This is a genomic window from Prolixibacter denitrificans, assembly GCF_003014495.1.
GTDB classification, from domain to species: domain Bacteria; phylum Bacteroidota; class Bacteroidia; order Bacteroidales; family Prolixibacteraceae; genus Prolixibacter; species Prolixibacter denitrificans.
The window spans coordinates 646,151-663,101 of the sequence record NZ_PYGC01000001.1; the positions used below are offsets into that span (position 1 = coordinate 646,151).

Here is a 16,951-nt window from a genome sequence, read left to right on the forward strand (position 1 = left end):
GTCCTTTTTTTCTCTGATTAAGTTAAGCTGTTATTTGACTCTCCCTCCATCTATCCTATACTTATCCCATACTCATCCTATACTCAAGTCCTACCTAACCTCCAATTTTGTAAAATGCACCTGTCTGGTTTTTGCTGCCGGATTTGGGTTTGTTTTCCACTGCCAGCTGCAAAGCTTCGTCAAACCCATATTGCCGAACATTAAATCCTTTCGGATTGAACAGGCAAGGTTTCACGCAGCCGTTGGCCATCAGCCGGATGCGGTTACACGAACGACAGTTTCCGCCTTCTCCGTTTTTTACCTTCGAAAAACTTCCGGTTTCCAAATCCATCTGATGAATGTATTGCACTTTCAGTCCTTTCGTTTTGGCAAATTCAGTGACCAATTGTGCATCCTCTTCATCTTCAGAATGACGAATCACACAGTTGATTTTCACCGGTGTGAGTCCGTGTTTTAATGCCGCATCAATGCCTCGAAAAACTGCATCAATATCTCCGCCTCGTGTGATGTAACTGTATTTTTCCGGATCGGTAGTATCAAGACTGATGTTCACCCGGCTTAATCCGGCTTCCTTCAACTTCGGAGCAAATTTTTCCAGCAGAATTCCATTGGTCGTCATCGCCACCTCTTCAATGCCGTCAATCTGTGCCAGCATATGCACCAGGCCAACAATTCCCTTGCGAACCAAAGGCTCACCACCTGTCAGACGCACTTTCGTAATTCCCTGTGCTGCTCCTCGTCTCACAAATTCAGCGATTTCCTCAAAAGAGAGAATATCCTCATGTCGCATTGACTCCACACCCTCCTCGGGCATGCAATAGCGGCATCGCAGATTGCACCGGTCGGTAACCGAAATCCGCAGGTACGTTATTTCGCGGTTATAACGGTCGAACATAAACGCTTTCTCCTTTACTTATTTCGCTTATTCCTACCGGGATTTCCATCAACGCATTGGCACCGGTAAGCGCATGTATGTGTGCTGAACCGTGATACGGAAGCAGTTCCACTTCCCCGAAAGGGGAAATAATCACGGGCAAAAATTCGTAGCGATTATTCTTCTTTCTCTTGAAATCAACAGCCAACCGAGCTTTGATTCGGAAAGGTGTAAAAGAAGTTCCCATCAGATTATAGAGTAACTCTTTTCCAATCACCTCTAACTGGACATACGAAGAAACCGGATTTCCGGGCAAACCGAGAACATGCTTTTTTCCCTTCCGGGCGAAAAGCGTATGCTTGCCGGGCTTAGCAGCCATCACGGTAGTTAAAATGGTAAAGCCAAGTTCTTTCAACACTTGCGGAACAAAATCGTAATCGCCAACCGAAACTCCTCCGGAAAGAAGAATTACATCGTTTTCCAGCAAAGCATTTTGGATGGCCAATTGGGTTGCCTCAGGTGTATCCTCAACGATTCCGGAGTATTCAACCGGAAAATTCATCGAACGAAGCTGAGCGACCATTTGAGGTCCGTTACTATTCCGGATTTGCCCGGCAGATGGCTTTTCTGTTGGCTCAACCAATTCGCTTCCAGTCGTCATCACGGCTACCTTCGGCCTGCGGCAAACATCGACCGTTGTTTTCCCAACACCAGCCAAAACAGCGATATGTTCCGGACGAATCAATGTGCCGGCACTCAATACCTTGTCACCTTTTTGGACATCTTCGCCCAGAAGGCAAATATTGCTGGAACCGCTGGTTTTAGTGTAACGAATGTGGTCGTTGTCCAAAATCTCCACATACTCCTTCATGATCACCACATCTGCACTTTCGGGTACGGGCGCACCAGTCATGATTTTGACACACTCTCCCTGGCCGATAGTAAAAGTCTGAAAACTACCGGCAGGAATTTCGCCCAACACTTTCAATGATCCCGAAAGGTCTTCTTTACGACAAGCGTAACCATCCATGGCTGACTTATTGAATGGCGGCATGTTTACATCCGAAAAAACATCTTCAGCCAGAACACGCCCGGTAGCTTCCGGCATCCCTACACTTTCAATGCCAAGCACTTCGGCATTATTCCGCACAATTTGCAGTGCTTCATCAATCGATATCATCTTTTCTGCCATCTGTTGTTATTCCAGTTAAACGGTAAACGGACTCTGGAAGGTTCATTTTCCGTGATTAGTTGATAGTTGAAAGACCAATCTGTTTTTTTTTCACGACTCCCATCGCAAACCAACGCTGCAGCTCCGGGACGAATATATCCTCCCAGACCGCCTGATTCAATGATGACCGGCTGATCTGCATTGAATTTTTCAGTTAACCATTTCACCAAAACCGGAAGACTCTCCTCCCGAGCCTGCACATAATACACCTTCGCTGCACCAGCGTCCAGGTAACGCGAACTGTCTTTTCCTGATAAGGCATCGGTTTCTTCCGCAATCATTAGTTTGTCCTCAGAAGTCAGTACGTTCAGAGAATCTGTCAGCACATGAAAATGCGATGAAATTTTGACAACATAAACGGGAGTCTTCAGCGAAAGCTCTTTAACCAAAGCACAACCGGCTGAGGTTTTACCGACATTCCTTCCACAACCGGCAATTAGCAAAGCATTATTCATTGTAGTCAACTCCTTCATCGTTGGAACCTTCTGTAAAAAAATTTGCCTGACCTCCCACATGGAAATCAGGCAAATATCGCATAGCACCTTTCAAAGGGCTATGCGCTATCTCCTTTCCAAGTCGGGAATCTCTGATTCCGTCGGGAGGCCAAACCGTTTCCGGATTGACCCGCGTCCTGTTCTCCATGGCTTTCGCTTTAGGAGAACAGGCTCGGAGTTCAAAATCAAACCAATTATATGTTTTACGTCACCGGGACGTGCTCACTGTTCAGTTAACATCCACCAGCAGCCCGCTTTTTCTTCGGACGCTTGGGAACCGGTGCCGGAGCCGGTGCAGATACTTGTGTTTTGGCAGGAGCAATCGCTCCACCACCTAATACACCGCCGGCAGCCTTCCGGAAATCGTATTTGGCAATTTCATCATCCGGACTGGTTGAAGCCGGCTTTTCCGGATTCATGATGGTCTCAGCCCAGTAATTCATGCCGCCCTGCATCACGTAGTTGCTTTTGTACCCTTTTTGACGCAACAGCATCCACGCTTCGGTAGCTTTGCTGTTACCGTTGGAGTACAGCACATTCATTTTCGCCATCTGATCGAAATACCCTGCCCAATCGTCGGCCAGGATATTGTCAATCGGGATATTGATAGCGCCGGGAATGTGATAGGCATCAAACTCATCCTTGCTGCGTACATCAATCAGGACCATGCTTGGGTCTTTTTGAATCAGCATGTCAGCTACCGCATCGGTAGTGATGAGATGAGAATTGGTTCGCACCTCGCTCAGTATTTTATCAGGGCTGGATTTTACAGCCTTGGTTTTCGATTCGGGAACGGCAGCAATGAACAATCCTAACGGAATGAACACCATCGCCAGTTTTAATCTCATGTTCATTTTCATCTGTTTTTCAGTTTTTCACTCAAATCCTCAGATCAATACTCATCGCGCGGGAATTTCCGCTCCGACCATTCTCCCAGCCAGAACATTCCAAACGCAGCAATGATCAGGATAGCGGCAAATACGCCACGTGACATTCCGAGTGCATCGTACACAAACGGTGCTCCCATGAATTCGGCTTTGTAGATTCCTTCGAAAACCGGATAAGCTTCCGTGAAAAGGAATACACCAATGAAGAGTCCGCCAATGAAGGCCAGAGCATCCAACTTACCAATAGACAAAGCGCAGAAAGCCGTTCCCGGGCAGAAACCGCCCAAAATGAATCCGGCACCCATTACTGCTCCACCCAAAATGGCCGACCACAAGTAAGTAGGATTGATGTAGATTACACTCAAATCGAGCCAGCCAAGAAGAGCGAAGATGAGTGTACCAACCATCGCCGTGATGGCTGCCGTGAAGAATACTTTCAATACAGTAGTGTCGTAGCCGTAAAACATGCCGGCCAGTTTCCGTGATGAAGAAAAACCACTGTTTTCGAGTACAAAGCCAAAACCGATGCCGATGACAAATGCTAACACCAGGTTGGTATTGGCTGATATAATTTCATATACCGTTAATGGTCCCATAGTTTCGTGTTTTAAATCCAGAGTTTACGTACAAAATAGGCCAGCGCGAAAGCTGTTCCGAAAATAAATATCATGGTAATAAAGCCACCGAGACTTAATACCGCCATGCCGCTCAATGCAGCGCCACTCGTACATCCACGACCAAGCTGCGAGCCCAGACCGAAGAATATTCCGCCCAATACGGCAAAGATGATACGCTTACGGCTGGTAATTTTCGGACTATGTTCCACTTTGAACTTCAGTCGTCCCGCCATCGCTCCGGAAACAAAACCTCCGACGACAAGGCCCAGCATTTCAAATACCAGCCACGATTTCATCGGATTGCCCGAGTGAGACGCAAAATATTCCTTATAGAACGGAGTGTTTTCGACATGTGACGGAGCAACCGCTTCCATTCCGGTTACGAGCACACTTTTTACCGCGCCGCTGGCACCAAGTCCACGCCCGGCTGTATAGATAGCAGCCAGCAGAACCAAACCAAGCATCACGCCTCCGAAGTATGGATTCCAATACTTTTTACTTTTATCCAGATTCATCATTTTTTGGTTTAAGATATTCTCTGATTAGTTAATTCATTACCCAATGGCTCATCTGTCCGGCATGCGCCAGAATAAAACGAAGGATGAGGCCACCAATCAATACCAGCACCGGAGCTGCCCGGTAGGGAACTTTCTTGTCGCGCATTTCGAGTACTTCAAGAATGGCAGGAATCACTAATCCCATACCAACTACCAGTACCCAGAACGAAGCGGTGAAATCACCTCCCATAAAGAGATCGGCGGCATTGATTTTGGTTTGTGTACCAGCATTGAAGCCCATGAACATGTGAATGATCAAAAACAGCTCAATCGCAATCAGTCCCAAATCAATTTTGGCAAACATGTGCCTTTCTGTTTTCACTTTCGAAAGCAAGACAATAGAAGCTGCTCCCGTCGACAATCCGGAAATAAGGAACAACGGCCCCAGGATGGAGGTATTCCACAATGGGCGGGCATTGAAAGCGGAGAACAGAATACCGGTATAAACTCCCAGTATTAACGCGAGAGTCATCATAGCCCAGGCCATTTCTTTTTTGTATTTCCTGAACCAGCTTTCCAACTGTTTTACCCAGTCGAATTTCCAGTCCCAGTTGGGGAAAAATTCCCGGATATTCAGTGCTGCCCAGATAATCGACAGCGGAGTGATGGCCATCAGTGTCCAGGCTCCCCAGCTCATGGGTGATTCCAGTTTGATGGTTGTATACAATCTCCAGAAATAGAGCTTGTGTTTCAGGTCGAGGAACAGAAATAACAGTCCTAACGCCAGAATAAACGGAACCAAAATGGGCGCTTTTCTGACAGCAGTCGGATATTGCTCCTCTTTATTCCAGACAGTGAACAGACCGGCGAAGAATAAAATGCCGGCAGCCAAACCACCCAGAAAAAGGTAACTGGGAATTTGCCATTCCCAAACACCAAGATGCGGGTCGATTAGCGGATTCATCCGTCCACTGACAATGAGATCTTCGTTCATTGTTATATGATTTTTTAGGTTTAGACTAAGATGTACAGCTGCGGATCGGTTCCCGCTTCTGGAATCAGTGTTTTGTACTTACGGACACGAAGGAGTGTCGACATTTCAGAATTCGGATCATCGAGATCACCGAAATAGAGACACTTCGTAGGACAAACCGCTACGCAAGCGGGATCTTCACCGTCTTTTACGCGGTGATCGCAGAAAGTACATTTGTCGACATACCCTTTCGGGTGAATATAACGGGCATCGTAAGGACACGAAATGATGCAGGCACTACACCCGATACATTTCTCTTCGGCTACCTTCACAATACCACCTTCGGCATAATGACTCGCCCCGGTCGGACAACTTCGTACACATGGCGCATTATCGCAGTGGTTACAGCGCTCCGAACGCAATTCGGTATGCAACTCCGGATAAATACCATGGTTGATTTCACGTACCCAGTCACGGGCATAACCGATGGGTACATTATTTTCAGTCTGACAAGCTACTACGCAGTCGCTACATCCCACGCATTTTTTGCTGTCAACAGCCATTGCATATCTCATAATCAGGCCTCCTCTCCTTTCGTAAATCTAAAGGTTACAAAGTTTCCACGCATTCCGGTTCCACCCATAATCGGGTCAACCATTACGTTGGTAATCAATTCAGCATCGCTGGCACCGCGGCCAAAAGCTCTGGACAATTTCTTATTGGCATGTCCAAAACCGTGAACGATGTAAACCGAATCCCAGCGAATGCGTTCAGTCACCCTGACTTTCACAGGAAAACTGGAAACTACGCTGTCCTGATTTTGCAGATACACTTCCTGACCATTCTTCAGACCCCATTCGCCGGCCACTTTCGGATTTACCCATACGGCATTTTCCGACATCAGGTCAGTTAGGTTCGGATTATTCGCTGTACGCGTGAAGGTGTGCATCGGAGCCCGGCCGTAAATCAGGCGGTAATAGCCCTGAGGCGGCTCGGGATGTGCTGTGTAAGTCGGCATCGGATCGAAACCTCCTTCAGCCAATGAAGTTGAATACAGTTCGATTTTTCCGGTATTGGTAAAGAATTCTACTGCTTCTCCATCCTTGAAATAGATATCGTCGTAAGCACGCTTCCATTTTTTCACGCCAACTTGTTGCATTTCGGCAAGAGAAGTGCCCATCTGTTTCAATTCATGGTCCAGTTCTTCCTCGATGGTATCAAAGGGGAAATACTGTTCCAATCCCATGTAGCGGCTGAGATTCTTAGCCATCCACCAGGCACTGCGACTTTCGTATTTCGGTTGAGCGGCCGGCATACGCAAAGCAATGGTCGGCTCGCGGTGCTGCGAATCACGAATGGAATCATAACGCTCGAGGTAGGTACATTCCGGAAGTACGACGTCTGCCCAGCCGGTAATTTCCATCGGCATGGTATCAACTACCACCATCAAATCGAGGTTTTGAATGGCTGCCAGTGTTTTTCTACGATCAGGCAACGTTTCAATCAGGTTGGTTCCATTGACAATCCATCCTTTTATGGAGCGGCTCATAGCCGAAGTTGGGATGGTCGCATCACACATTCCGTTAGCTAAAGCCAGGTCAGCCAGCTGATATTTCCCATCCATCGCATCACGCCAGGTAAACTCCGGTTTCGGGAACGGAGGAAGTTTCGCATGCGGAACACTTTTCTTATCGGGCATGTAGAAACCACCGCGGCGCCCCCACGAACCAAGTAATGCATTCAGAATCGCAACAGCACGCAAACGTTGCGTATCGTCACCATACCAGGTCACATGCCTACCGGGATGAACGATCGTAGCCGGAGCTGCTTTCGCCATTTCGCGAGCCGTTTTCCGGATAACGTCAGGCTTAATGGTGGTAATTCCATACGCCCATTCCGGAGTCATATTCTGAACATGCGCCTTCAGTTGGTCGAAACCATAGGCATACTGCTCAATATATTTTTTGTCGTAAAGATCTTCGTTTATAATTACATGAATCCACGCCAACAGCAAAGCAATGTCAGTCGCCGGCTTAATAGGCAACCAATATTTAGACTTACTGGCAGCCGTTGAGAAACGAGGATCTACCGTAATTATGGTAGCGCCTTTGTCGATGGCATCCGACATTTCCTGCACATGGCCGTTGTGCATATTTTCACCGATATGTGAACCAATCAGCACCATGCAACGGGTATCGCGGATGTCGGTATTCTCGGGTGAGTTGATTCCCTGGCCGTAAGTTGCGATGAATGCCACTTCCCGCGGCCCGCGACATTGTGCGTACGAAGGTGCAGCAACATTTGCCGAGCCAAAACCTTTCATCAGGTTGGTGAAATACTTACCTCCTGAACCGTGGGTAAACAGTGCTGTGGCTTCGGGGCCATGCTCCTCTTTAATTTTGGCCATCTTATCGGCGATGTACTGGAACGCTTCGTCCCATGAGGCACGACGGAAAGTTTGCTTACCCCGCTCTTCAGTTCGGATAAGTGGATACTTCAACCGATCCTCGTCGTAATACATGCCGACGCCTCCGGTTCCACGCGGACAGAATCGCCCGTTACTGTTTGGGTCCAGATCGTTACCGGTAATTTTCTTTATCTGACCGTCCTCATCTTTATGAACCCAACCCGCGCATTTCCAAAAACAAACTTCGCAATACGTGGGAGTACGTTTTAAATCAGAGGGCAGCTTATAATCGCTATTCTGCTTTTCGGAGTCGGCAGCCGATGCGGCAGCTTTAACTACCTGATTACCGACAAACAATCCAGCAGAACTTAACGCGGAGATTTTGATAAAATCCCTTCTGCTCTTAACCATTAATTTAGACTTTTAAACATTTATATACGAAAATATACATTTATTAACATGATAACACATGAAAAAATCACCTCTATTCAAAAATCTACTTAATCAACTGATTTACTGATGCATATTTTTCAGCAGGATAGCGAAGTTATATTTGGTTTTAATCTAAATAGGCAGTTTTCTCATTGATTATGAAGTAGTTTTAATCCGGAGAAACAAATCCGCCACCAACACATTCATAACCATCTATAATACTGGGCATTAAGTACGATTTCAAACCGCTTTTGGGTAGGAAAAACAACCCGGAAATAACGAGATTCTGAAAATTATTTTTATTTAGATAGGATAAATATAATAGACTACCGAAAGCTATCTTTTCAAATCGCCGGGAGTATTGAAATTATCGAACAGACGTGGATTTTGAGTCATTAAATCGTCGAAAGAAACGAGGTGTATTTCAGCCTGTTTTATGATACCTCGAAGCTGAAAATTCCCATTTTTGATGCTCTTTTCAAAAACCTTATACAGGTCGCGATGATAAAGGGCTACGAGAGGTTCCAGTTTTCCCTCATGAACCGGTACAGCACCTTTCCCTCTCCGTTGATCCAGCAAAAGGGTTAAGACCTCTTCGTTGACCAACGGAACATCGCAACTCAAAATCAGATTCCAATCATGGGACGAAGCTTTCAGAGAAGAATACAAACCAGCCACCGGACCACAATCTGTAAATTTGTCTTCCACAACCGGGTAGCCCAGCTTCTTGTATTCCTCATGATTCGCACTGATAATGATATCGGGAGTAAACTTTTCCAACAAATCAATCGCATATTGAACCAGCGGCTTGTCATCGAACAGAACAAAACCTTTGTCCTGCCCCATTCGCGTGCTTTTCCCTCCGGAGAGGACAATTCCGCCCAAATCCAATGCTTTTACCTGATTCATTTGGCTAAAGTAGAGAGAATTATTGTAGCGTCAAAAGCTCATTTCTTCTGCCGACCGCTTATTTTGACAGCTTCATTTTTCATTACCTTTAATCTCTGAAAAAAGCAGTTTATGAACCCAATCCTGAATTACAAGGACGCGTTGAATAAAGCAGCCGCTCTCTGCAGTAAATCAGAAAAATGCAGCGGCGATATCCGGAAGAAGTTGCTCGACTGGGGGCTTTCTCCCGAGGATGCCAACAAAGCCATCGCCTGGCTTCAAGAAGAAAAGTTTCTGGATGATGAGCGGTTTGCCGGCTTTTTTGCCCGCGACAAATTTCGGTTCAATGGATGGGGACGGATTAAAATCCGTTACACTCTGCGGCAGAAGGACGTAGCTTCCTCCATCATTGACAAGGCAGTAGCAGCTATCGATGAAAATGATTACCGTCGCTTCCTGAAAGAATTAATCCAGGCGAAAGCCGGAAAAACAAAAGCAGAATCGACTTACGAAAAGAAAGCTAAATTGGTTCGGTATGCTCAGGGAAGAGGTTTCGAACCGGAACTCATTTTCAATGCAGTCGATGACGTGCTGGCAGGGGAAGAGTGAGGCGTTGAACCGAAGCTTCTGTCAAGATGTTTATTTTTCTACCTTTGCGCGACGAAATAAAAACTTAAAATATGATACAAAAGGAGCAGATCAGAGATCTTGCTGAGCGCCGGGATGCGCTGAGGAGGTATCTTTGACGTGGATCAGAAATTGATCCAAATTGAAGAAGAAGAATTAAAGACGCAGGACCCGGGCTTTTGGGACAATCCTAAAGAGGCTGAACAGCAAATGAAAGTCATCCGTGGATTGAAACAATGGACCGATGCTTTCCAGGAAGTGAACCAGTCAATTGAAGATTTACTGGTACTCTTCGAGTTTCAGGAAGCCGGAGAAGCCTCTGAAGAAGAAGTGGATGAACAGTTTGCGACTTCACTGGAACTGGTCGAAAACCTCGAGACGAAAAACATGCTGCGGCGTGAAGAGGACAAGCTGGGTGCTGTGTTGAAAATTAATGCAGGTGCCGGTGGAACAGAGGCCAACGACTGGGCCGAAATGCTGATGCGAATGTACATCCGCTGGGCCGAACAGCACGGTTATAAGGTTCGTGAATCGAGCCTGGTGCCCGGTGAAGATGCTGGTATCAAGAACGTAACGCTGGAAATTGAAGGTGACTATGCGTACGGTTACCTGAAAAGTGAAAATGGCGTGCACCGGTTGGTACGGATTTCCCCCTTCAACGCACAAGGGAAAAGACAGACTTCATTCACATCGGTATTCGTTTCACCGTTGGTTGACGATACCATCGAGATTGAAGTCAATCCGGGTGACATTACCTGGGAAACTTTCCGTTCGGGTGGAGCCGGTGGTCAGAACGTAAACAAGGTGGAAACCGGAGTTCGCTTGCGACATGGTCCGAGTGGAATTGTTATCGATAACACCGAGTCGCGTTCGCAATTGCAGAATAAAGAAAATGCCATGCGCTTGCTGAAATCTCAGTTGTATGAGATTGAGATTCGGAAACGCCGCGAGGAAGAAATGAAGCTGGAAGCATCCAAGAAGAAAATTGAATGGGGTTCGCAAATCCGTTCGTACGTGATGCAACCCTACAAAATGGTAAAAGACACACGTACTAACTTCGAAACCTCCAATGTTCAAGGAGTAATGGACGGCGACCTGGATGGCTTTATCAAAGCTTACCTGATGGAATTTTCATCCGAAGAAGCCTGAGAACTTCAAACAATACAATGAAAGCCCGGAGACATTCAGCCCGAATGATTCGGGCTTTTGTTGTTTTGAAGAATGCCAACCAACTCGTTGGGCGAGTCGGCCAGCCAACCGGGATTCAGTTCCGTCAAACGCTGCCGTGTATTCATCCCCCAGGTAACTGCAACCACTGGTACCGCCACCTGATGACATGCTTCAATGTCACGCACTTCATCGCCCACGTAAACAACATCGTCAGCCGATAGCGATTCGCTTTTTAACAACCGCTCCAGTGCTTTACTCTTCCCAAAAAGGGGAATATTGCATTCCATCCGGTCGAAATATTCGAGCCCGTTTCGTTTCAGGAATTCGGTAACCACCTCGAATTTGTTACTCGTTAACACCAGCAGCCGCTTGTCACGACTTAAGGCATCCAACATTTCTTTAATCCCTTCGAAGGGCTTTACCGATGTCATCTTGCTTCGGAACATTCGCTTCATGTCACGCATGAAAAAGGGAAGCCGGTACCACGAAATCCCCGACTCACGCAGAAGCTCTTTCGTACTTTTATTCCGGTTTTTCCGCCAGTCATCCGTCTTCGGGTAGCGGTATTTCTCCGCCAGTTCATTGGCACAATCGGCCATCACCGGCGCCGAATCGGCCAGTGTTCCGTCAAAATCGAATATGATAACATCCGCGTCCATGCGTCCTCAGTATTTGTTGGTGTTTGCCGTGAATACACGGTCTGTAAGATACTTTTTTGTTTTTCTTAAACTGAATGCCCGGCAAACTGTTCATGAGTGATAACAATAATTTAATTCGCTGAACTATGATGACCATTTACCACAATCCGCGTTGTGCCAAATCGCGTGCCGGACTTAAGTACCTCGAAGAAAACAACATCGAACACGAGGTACGTCTCTATTTGAATGACAATCTTTCGGTTGAAGAACTTTCCGCCCTATTGGAACAAACCGGCCTGAAAGCTGAAGACCTGGTTCGTAAACAGGAAGATTATTACAAAAAAGAGTTGAAAGGAAAAGAGTTTTCAACCGAAGAGTGGCTCCAGATTTTGGCTGACAACCCGAAGTTGTTGCAACGCCCCATTGTACAGAAAGGGCAAAAAGCTGTATTAGCCCAACCGCCGGAAAAAATTGATGAACTAAAATAGGGCCAGCTCCTGGTAAGTTTTTATCGAGAGAACAACTGAAATTTCACATGGAAGAGTAAGTCGGTGATAACATATTATAATATTCACATATTATCATTTTTATAATTATACTCTATCACACTTCCCCGAAAGGCTATTATTTTCAGATATAAATATCCTTTATTGAAAATCTTTCGTTGAACCATCCATAAAAATAAAAGGTGGCAGAATGGCTTCTGTCACCTTTTAATCAAACAACTAATATTACCCTAAATGTCAGTTTAAATAACTGACAACCAAAACCATTTAACTTTGCAATTGATCAAAATAAACCCCAAAAACAAACTAAAAAATACGCAAAGTTATTAGTTGATACGGAGCTCAATCAAGATAGTTACATTGTCATAAATAATTTTCTCTTCAGTAACGTCTCGCTCTTCCAAATCCAAAGTCATGATTATTATCAAATTCAGTAAAAAAGCGTAGATTTTTTAGAAACAACTAGTATAAAACCTTTAACTTTGGCCACGATTTTTCTAAACAGTTACATTGTTATGGCAGAGAAAGATATAAACCTGTTTAAAGATTTTCCACCTGTATCAACCGAAGAATGGGTTGAGAAAATCAATACCGACCTGAAGGGGAAGGATTATGAGAGAGCCCTTGTTTGGCGCACCAACGAAGGGTTTAATGTTCAACCGTTTTACCGTCAGGAAAACCTGGAGAACAAAGGATATCTCAACGCGCTTCCCGGCAGTTATCCTTACGTGCGTGGAAACAGAAAGCAAAATAACGACTGGTTCATTCGACAGGATATTCAGGTAACCGACCTGGCTGCAGCCAACGCTAAGGCATTGACGATTCTGAATAAAGGTGTGAATTCGCTCGGATTTGTTATTGCCGGTGGCCAGACCATCTCTGATTCCGATCTGGATGTTTTACTGAAAGATATTTGTCTGGAAGCAGCTGAAATCAACTTTGTTGTTTCAGGAAATGTGGCACAGCTCGCTGAAGCTTTTATCGCTCATTCGAAAAAAAGAGGTTATGACCCGAAAACGGTCAATGCTTCTATCAACTATGACCCGCTTAGTGAACTCGTACTGAAAGGCAAAATGCCGGCATCGGACACTGATACTTTCACTACCGTGAAGAAAGCGGTGGACGCGGCTGCTGAAATGCCCAATCTGCAAGTCATTGCAATCGACGGAAAGAACTTCAACAACGCAGGTTCTTCCTGCGTTCAGGAACTGGCTTTCTCACTGGCTATGGGTGCTGAATACCTGAGCCAGCTGACTGAGCTGGGAATGAATGCCGGAGTGGCAGCACCGAAAATCCGTTTCAATCTCGGTATCGGCGGAAACTACTTCATGGAGCTGGCCAAACTGCGTGCAGGTCGCTTGCTTTGGTCGCAAATCGTTTCGGCGTACCAACCGGAATGCAACTGTGACGAAAACTGCGATTGCGAAGGAGAATGCAAAGATGGCATTTGCCGTTGCGCCGGTAAGATGAAGGTTCACTCCGAAACTTCTGTTTGGAACAAAACGGTATATGACGCATACGTTAATATGTTGCGGACACAGACCGAAGCCATGTCGGCTGCGCTGGGCGGAACCGATTCAATGACCGTTCTTCCGTTCAATTCGTTCTTCGAAGAAACCAGCGAGTTTTCTGAACGAATTGCCCGCAACCAACAGATTCTGTTAAAAGAAGAATCACACCTCGATAAGATTGTTGACCCGGGTGCTGGTTCCTATTATATTGAGTCACTCACCGATTCCATTGCTGAAGAAGCCTGGAAACTCTTCCTGGAAGTTCAGGATAAAGGTGGCTTCCTGGCTGCCTTCCGTGCCGGCTTCGTGCAGGAACGTGTCAACGAGATGGCTGACAAACGCCGCAAAGCAGTCGCTATTCGGAAAGAAAGCCTGTTGGGTGTTAACCAATTCCCGAACTTCAGCGAGCAAGCGAAGATTGAATTCAACGCTCACTTCTTCGAACCTGTTTGCCAAAAGGCTGACGGCGCCGAAGCTGAGCCAATTTGCCTGTTCCGTGGTGCCGACGAGTTTGAAAAACTGCGTTACGCAACCGATGTTTTCGCCAAAGCGAAAAAACGTCCAAAAGCATTTATGCTCACCATCGGTAACCTGGCGATGCGCAAAGCCCGCGCACAGTTCTCATCCAATTTCTTTGCCATTGCTGGTTACGAAGTTGTCGACAACAACGGCTTTGCCAGTGTAGAGGCTGGTGTGAACGCCGCTAAAGAAGCCAACGCCGACATTATCGTGCTTTGCTCATCGGATGATGAATACATCGAATTCGGACCTCAGGCTTACGAGTTGATTAAAGATGATGCGATTTTCGTAATTGCCGGAGCACCGGCTTGCGCCGATGACCTCAAAGTCAAAGGCATCGAAAATTTCGTTCATGTGAAAACCAACTTACTGGAAGCACTGAAGGATTACAATAAAAAACTGGGAATTAATTAAGGGATGAGTAACAGATGATTTCCGGTTTCCCGGAAGGCAACGATGATTCATCACTAAAAAATACTCAAGCAATGAAACCGAATTTTAAAGACATCAATATAAAAGGTTCTAAAGCCACCTGCACGGACAGTGAAAAAGAGTGGGCCGAAAAGAACCACATTTCAAAAGATTGGGTAACACCGGAGCAGATTCCGGTGAAACCGGTGTACACCAAGGCCGATTTGGAAGGCATGGAACACCTGAATTACGCCGCTGGTCTGCCGCCATTTTTACGGGGCCCCTACTCGGCCATGTACGCCATGCGCCCCTGGACCATCCGCCAGTATGCCGGATTCTCCACTGCAGAAGAATCAAACGCGTTCTATCGCCGCAACCTCGCTGCCGGACAAAAAGGTTTGTCGGTAGCATTCGACCTGGCCACACACCGTGGCTATGACTCCGACCATCCTCGCGTAGTAGGTGACGTTGGTAAAGCCGGTGTTGCCATCGACTCGATTCTGGATATGAAAATCCTGTTCGATGAAATTCCGCTCGACAAAATGTCTGTTTCGATGACCATGAACGGAGCTGTACTCCCGATTATGGCCTTCTACATTGTGACCGGTCTGGAACAGGGGGCAACGCTCGAGCAACTTTCAGGAACCATCCAGAACGATATTCTGAAAGAATTCATGGTGCGGAATACCTACATCTATCCGCCGGAGTTCTCGATGAAAATCATCGCCGACATTTTCGAGTTCACCTCGAAGAACATGCCGAAGTTCAACTCCATCTCCATTTCGGGATACCATATGCAGGAAGCCGGTGCTACCGCCGACATCGAAATGGCGTACACACTGGCTGACGGATTGGATTATATCCGTACCGGAATGAAAGCAGGTCTGGACGTGGATGCATTCGCTCCTCGCCTCTCGTTCTTCTGGGCTATCGGAATGAACCACTTCATGGAAATTGCCAAGATGCGTGCAGCCCGTATGCTCTGGGCCAAAATCGTGAAGAAATTCGGTCCGAAGAACCCGAAATCGATGGCACTGCGTACCCACTCACAAACTTCAGGTTGGTCGTTGACCGAGCAGGATCCGTTTAACAATGTTGGCCGCACAGCAATCGAGGCTATGGCTGCTGCACTGGGACACACCCAGTCGCTGCACACCAACGCACTCGATGAAGCAATCGCGCTGCCAACCGATTTTTCTGCACGTATTGCTCGTAACACGCAGCTTTATATTCAGCAGGAAACCGAAATTTGTCGTTCACTCGATCCTTGGGCAGGTTCTTACTACGTGGAATCGTTGACCAAAGAATTGGCCGACAAAGCGTGGAAGCTGATTGAAGAGGTAGAAGAGCTTGGCGGTATGGCGAAAGCCATCGAAACCGGCGTTCCGAAAATGCGTATAGAAGAGGCTGCTGCCCGTGCACAGGGACGCATTGACTCGGGAAGTCAGACCATTGTTGGTGTGAACCGTTACAAACTCGACAAGCAGGATCCGATTGACATTCTGGAAATTGACAATACCGCTGTGCGGAAATCGCAACTTGCCCGTTTGGAAAAACTGCGTGCCGAACGAAACGAAGCTGAGGTGAAAGCTTCGCTGGAAGCTATTACCCGTTGCGCGGAAACCGGAAAAGGGAACTTGCTGGAACTCGCCATCGATGCAGCGAAAAAGCGTGCAACTTTGGGAGAAATTTCCTATGCTTGTGAAAAAGTTGTCGGACGTTACAAAGCAGTAATCAGAACCATTTCAGGAGTGTATTCATCAGAAGCGAAAAACGATAAAGAGTTCGGTGAGGCTCGCAGTCTCGTCGAAAAATTTGCAGAGAAAGAAGGACGTCAGCCGCGTATCATGATTGCCAAAATGGGACAGGACGGGCACGACCGCGGTGCAAAAGTGGTAGCTACCGGTTATGCCGACCTCGGCTTCGACGTGGATATGGGACCGCTGTTCCAGACTCCGGAAGAAGCTGCCAAGCAAGCCGTCGAAAACGACGTGCATGTGCTGGGAGTATCTTCGCTGGCTGCCGGGCATAAAACACTGGTGCCTGCCGTCATCGAGGAACTGAAGAAACTGGGCCGCGAAGACATCATGGTGATTGCCGGTGGTGTGATTCCTTCACAGGACTACCAGTACCTTTACGATGCTGGTGTCGTGGCCATCTTTGGCCCCGGAACTTCTGTTACCACTGCCGGTAAAAAAATCATGGAAATCCTGCTGGCTGCACAGGAATAGAATTCATTCATTTACGATAATTGAGGACCCTGGCTACG

At 46.8% G+C, this 16,951-nt stretch carries 16 protein-coding genes and 1 riboswitch; of the genes, 5 read left to right on the forward strand and 11 right to left on the reverse strand.

Features of this window, described 5'->3' with window-relative positions; all coding sequences use genetic code 11:
• Positions 1-94: 94 nt before the first annotated feature.
• The 10 genes from CLV93_RS02820 to mobA form a co-directional block, all read right to left on the reverse strand.
• Positions 95-895: a GTP 3',8-cyclase MoaA gene (locus tag CLV93_RS02820; RefSeq protein ID WP_106540635.1), complete on the reverse strand. Its 801-nt coding sequence runs from the start codon at positions 893-895 to the stop codon at positions 95-97.
• On the reverse strand, positions 879-2,066 hold the full coding sequence (locus tag CLV93_RS02825) for a molybdopterin molybdotransferase MoeA (protein WP_106540636.1): 1,188 nt from the start codon (positions 2,064-2,066) through the stop codon (positions 879-881). Before CLV93_RS02825 ends, CLV93_RS02820 begins: the two co-directional genes overlap by 17 nt.
• Entirely contained in the window at positions 2,051-2,578 is a 528-nt protein-coding gene (locus CLV93_RS02830) for a hypothetical protein (RefSeq protein WP_106540637.1), read from the reverse strand. Before CLV93_RS02830 ends, CLV93_RS02825 begins: the two co-directional genes overlap by 16 nt.
• Before the next feature lie 75 nt (positions 2,579-2,653).
• Positions 2,654-2,789, reverse strand: a riboswitch (molybdenum cofactor riboswitch).
• Between the two features lie 43 nt (positions 2,790-2,832).
• Positions 2,833-3,453 carry a rhodanese-like domain-containing protein gene (locus CLV93_RS02835; RefSeq protein ID WP_170108849.1) on the reverse strand — a complete coding sequence of 207 codons (621 nt, stop codon included), beginning with the start codon at positions 3,451-3,453 and terminating at the stop codon, positions 2,833-2,835.
• Positions 3,454-3,491: 38 nt separating this feature from the next.
• Positions 3,492-4,082: a YeeE/YedE thiosulfate transporter family protein gene (locus tag CLV93_RS02840; RefSeq protein ID WP_106540639.1), complete on the reverse strand. Its 591-nt coding sequence runs from the start codon at positions 4,080-4,082 to the stop codon at positions 3,492-3,494.
• An 11-nt stretch (positions 4,083-4,093) separates the two neighbouring features.
• Complete coding sequence (locus CLV93_RS02845; RefSeq protein ID WP_246187183.1) at positions 4,094-4,621, reverse strand: YeeE/YedE thiosulfate transporter family protein; 528 nt, start codon at positions 4,619-4,621, stop codon at positions 4,094-4,096.
• A 28-nt stretch (positions 4,622-4,649) separates the two neighbouring features.
• On the reverse strand, positions 4,650-5,594 hold the full coding sequence (gene nrfD / locus CLV93_RS02850; protein ID WP_106540641.1) for an NrfD/PsrC family molybdoenzyme membrane anchor subunit: 945 nt from the start codon (positions 5,592-5,594) through the stop codon (positions 4,650-4,652).
• Between the two features lie 20 nt (positions 5,595-5,614).
• Positions 5,615-6,148 carry a 4Fe-4S dicluster domain-containing protein gene (locus CLV93_RS02855; RefSeq protein WP_051538500.1) on the reverse strand — a complete coding sequence of 178 codons (534 nt, stop codon included), beginning with the start codon at positions 6,146-6,148 and terminating at the stop codon, positions 5,615-5,617.
• A gap of 2 nt (positions 6,149-6,150) precedes the next feature.
• A complete protein-coding gene (locus CLV93_RS02860) occupies positions 6,151-8,391 on the reverse strand; it encodes a molybdopterin-containing oxidoreductase family protein (RefSeq protein WP_106540642.1) in 2,241 nt (746 codons plus the stop codon).
• Between the two features lie 357 nt (positions 8,392-8,748).
• Complete coding sequence (gene mobA, locus CLV93_RS02865; protein WP_106540643.1) at positions 8,749-9,321, reverse strand: molybdenum cofactor guanylyltransferase; 573 nt, start codon at positions 9,319-9,321, stop codon at positions 8,749-8,751.
• Between the two features lie 111 nt (positions 9,322-9,432).
• Between mobA and CLV93_RS02870 the strand changes: the two genes are divergently transcribed.
• Together CLV93_RS02870 and prfB are read left to right on the forward strand one after the other, a co-directional pair.
• Positions 9,433-9,909 (forward strand): regulatory protein RecX, encoded by a 477-nt coding sequence (locus CLV93_RS02870; protein WP_106540644.1) that lies wholly within the window; start codon positions 9,433-9,435, stop codon positions 9,907-9,909.
• Between the two features lie 71 nt (positions 9,910-9,980).
• Positions 9,981-11,076 (forward strand): peptide chain release factor 2 gene (gene prfB / locus CLV93_RS02875; protein WP_146141932.1). Its coding sequence is split into 2 segments (ribosomal slippage): positions 9,981-10,043 and positions 10,045-11,076, totalling 1,095 coding nucleotides; the frame shifts between segments, so codons are not numbered across the junction.
• Positions 11,077-11,111: 35 nt separating this feature from the next.
• On the opposite strand, the gene CLV93_RS02880 is transcribed toward prfB, so the two are convergent.
• Positions 11,112-11,756, reverse strand: coding sequence for an HAD-IA family hydrolase (locus CLV93_RS02880; protein ID WP_106540646.1), 645 nt, complete (start codon positions 11,754-11,756; stop codon positions 11,112-11,114).
• 125 nt (positions 11,757-11,881) lie between these two features.
• Between CLV93_RS02880 and arsC the strand changes: the two genes are divergently transcribed.
• The 3 genes from arsC (at position 11,882) to scpA (ending at position 16,913) form a co-directional block, all read left to right on the forward strand.
• The gene (arsC, locus tag CLV93_RS02885; RefSeq protein ID WP_106540647.1) at positions 11,882-12,223 is read left to right on the forward strand and encodes an arsenate reductase (glutaredoxin); all 342 of its coding nucleotides are present in this window, start codon (positions 11,882-11,884) and stop codon (positions 12,221-12,223) included.
• Between the two features lie 533 nt (positions 12,224-12,756).
• Entirely contained in the window at positions 12,757-14,685 is a 1,929-nt protein-coding gene (locus CLV93_RS02890) for a methylmalonyl-CoA mutase family protein (RefSeq protein WP_106540818.1), read from the forward strand.
• A 71-nt stretch (positions 14,686-14,756) separates the two neighbouring features.
• The gene (scpA, locus tag CLV93_RS02895; protein WP_106540819.1) at positions 14,757-16,913 is read left to right on the forward strand and encodes a methylmalonyl-CoA mutase; all 2,157 of its coding nucleotides are present in this window, start codon (positions 14,757-14,759) and stop codon (positions 16,911-16,913) included.
• Positions 16,914-16,951: the final 38 nt, after the last annotated feature.